The 2,141-nt window shown below is 31.0% G+C and carries 3 protein-coding genes; all 3 read right to left on the bottom strand.

Annotation, left to right across the window (positions count from 1 at the left end; translation table 11 throughout):
• Window positions 1-249 precede the first annotated feature (249 nt).
• The 3 genes from ACRDDY_RS12255 to ACRDDY_RS12245 are packed head-to-tail and all read right to left on the bottom strand — an operon-like array spanning window position 250 to window position 1,933.
• Window positions 250-702, bottom strand: a complete 453-nt coding sequence (locus tag ACRDDY_RS12255) for a hypothetical protein (protein ID WP_438565233.1) — start codon at window positions 700-702, stop codon at window positions 250-252.
• On the bottom strand, window positions 702-1,337 hold the full coding sequence (locus ACRDDY_RS12250; RefSeq protein WP_438565232.1) for a hypothetical protein: 636 nt from the start codon (window positions 1,335-1,337) through the stop codon (window positions 702-704). The genes ACRDDY_RS12255 and ACRDDY_RS12250 overlap by 1 nt, the downstream gene beginning before the upstream one ends.
• Before the next feature lie 32 nt (window positions 1,338-1,369).
• On the bottom strand, window positions 1,370-1,933 hold the full coding sequence (locus tag ACRDDY_RS12245; protein WP_438565231.1) for a hypothetical protein: 564 nt from the start codon (window positions 1,931-1,933) through the stop codon (window positions 1,370-1,372).
• Window positions 1,934-2,141 lie beyond the last annotated feature (208 nt).

Here is a 2,141-nt window from a genome sequence, read left to right as displayed (position 1 = left end):
TTATAGTTTCCTATAAGGTCGGAGTACATTTTCATCTACGTCTTTACGTTTAGATGTTGGACACTCTTGGAGATTTTCTATTCTACATAAGTAGTTTCAATCTCTACTCTCTACAATGTTAATTAAGTTTTAACTCAATCAATTATCTCGGTATTAGCTTATCCTTATAGGACTTAGCCTCTCTTACCAGCTTATTCTTGCGAATTACTGTGACCGATTTTGCCCAATTTTTCAAAATGTATTTCTACATTAAGCGACATATTTTATCGTTAAGTTCTCAATATTAACAGGAATTTCATATACAATACCTTTGTACTTATACTTAAATATCTGATTACATCTTCTAGCAATAAACTTCTTATATGTATTTAAAGACTTATGTTCCTTAAATATAATTATCCAATAGCAATTATCCCAAAAGAAATAGCAGCCAATATCGACATTAGTATCCTTAGAAACTAAAACTTTTTTCTCATCATAAGCTTTTTTATCATTTACCGTAAGGTCATTTATGATACATCTTACCCTCTGAGTAGCACTTGAAATGCCAATTTCATCAGGAGAAGTCATAGGCACTAAATGAGAAGTTGGAGATGTTTCTAAGTGTTCTAAAAAGTTTCTCTCTACCTCGTTTAAAGTAAAATCCCTTTGAGTAGAAGCACCTAAACCAACTCTATCCTTAAACCTTCTTAAATAAAGCACTAGTTCCACCCCTCAAACTCTTGAAAAGCATATCTACCTTGTAGTATATCAAGTTGTTTTTGTTGAGATTTTTCTAGTCCCATAAGTCTAAGTAGCATATTTGCACCAGATAATTTAGTAAAATCCTTATCAGATACAAACTGTTTTAAACTTTCTTGAGTCATTATCTTAGGTTTAAGGTAATGTAATAACATCGCATGAGATAATATCCTTATTTCTAAACTATTTAAATCAGAAACAAAATATCCATCTACACGATATCTAATTATTAAATCTTCCATCAAGGAAGTAGTAAACGTAATGACGCCATTTGCATAGGTATAATCAACATCTTCAACAAGTTCTTGCTCAGATATTGAGCCAACTATACTTAATATTTCAGAAACACTTCCATCACCTAAAGGATCAAACAGTATTTCTGAGGTAAGACCATCTACAAGTATCTCACCTATTATTGGTGGAGTAAAAGTAAGGTCTTTTCTACATTGCATAAAATCTGTAGTTGCACTATCGAGATAATCTGCCATAAGACTCTCAATAATATCATCTTCAACAAGTAGCCATTCCTTATCATCAATTAAACCAAGGAATTTAGTAAAAACTTTCGTAACTGAAGTTCCTATTATTATCACCACCTAGTTTTATATAATTAAAACATAGACGAGTATTATTCTTTATCAATAGAATCTAACTCAGCATCAGCAACATCAAATATGTCCTCTAAACCAAGAGCTTTACTAAGTATTCTTCTCTTTGAATGAGAATCAAACTTACCCTTCATATATAAGTAAATTGCTCTCTCTGCTACCTTAGAAACAAGCATAGGAGACGCATCAGTGCTTATAAACTTCTCAAAGTTATAATTATCCATATCTAATATTTCTGCTACATAATCTACATCCGTGTTTTCAATTCCAGTGTAAATATCTTTTATACCAAGATATTCTTTTAAATCTTCAACAGAGTATTCATCATCTTCAAAGTCTACAATAGTTATTAAATGCGACTCAAAGAAACCTCTGTATCTATTAGCCAAAGTAACAAGTATATCTAGTTCTATACTTTCCTTTGAACCTAACTTTGCCAAATTAAACTTGTATCTAGTTTTGGGACATTCATAGAATATCTCACCTGTTGATAAACTCATTATCTCAACTTCAAGTGATTTCTTAGCTTTAAGTCCTTGTCTTAAATCTCTTAAACTTCTCTTATCTTGTTGTGTTTTAAACATAATCCTCTTCTCTCCTCTTTAATAAATATTATAAACATATAAAATAGAGTGACCACATTAAGTAGCCACTCTAAATAACTGATTAAGCAGTTATAACATAAGCACCAAATCTAGCAGTAGATAATACACCCAAATGCATCATTCTTTGGAACTTGTATTCTATTTGTTGGTCGTTTCTCTTAGTGCCATCAGTATTTTCTAATACCAT

The sequence above is a fragment of the Clostridium sp. genome, assembly GCF_051656525.1.
Lineage (GTDB): Bacteria > Bacillota > Clostridia > Clostridiales > Clostridiaceae > Clostridium.
Note: the sequence above shows the minus strand (reverse complement) of the source record. Positions and strands in the feature narration are given on the sequence as shown.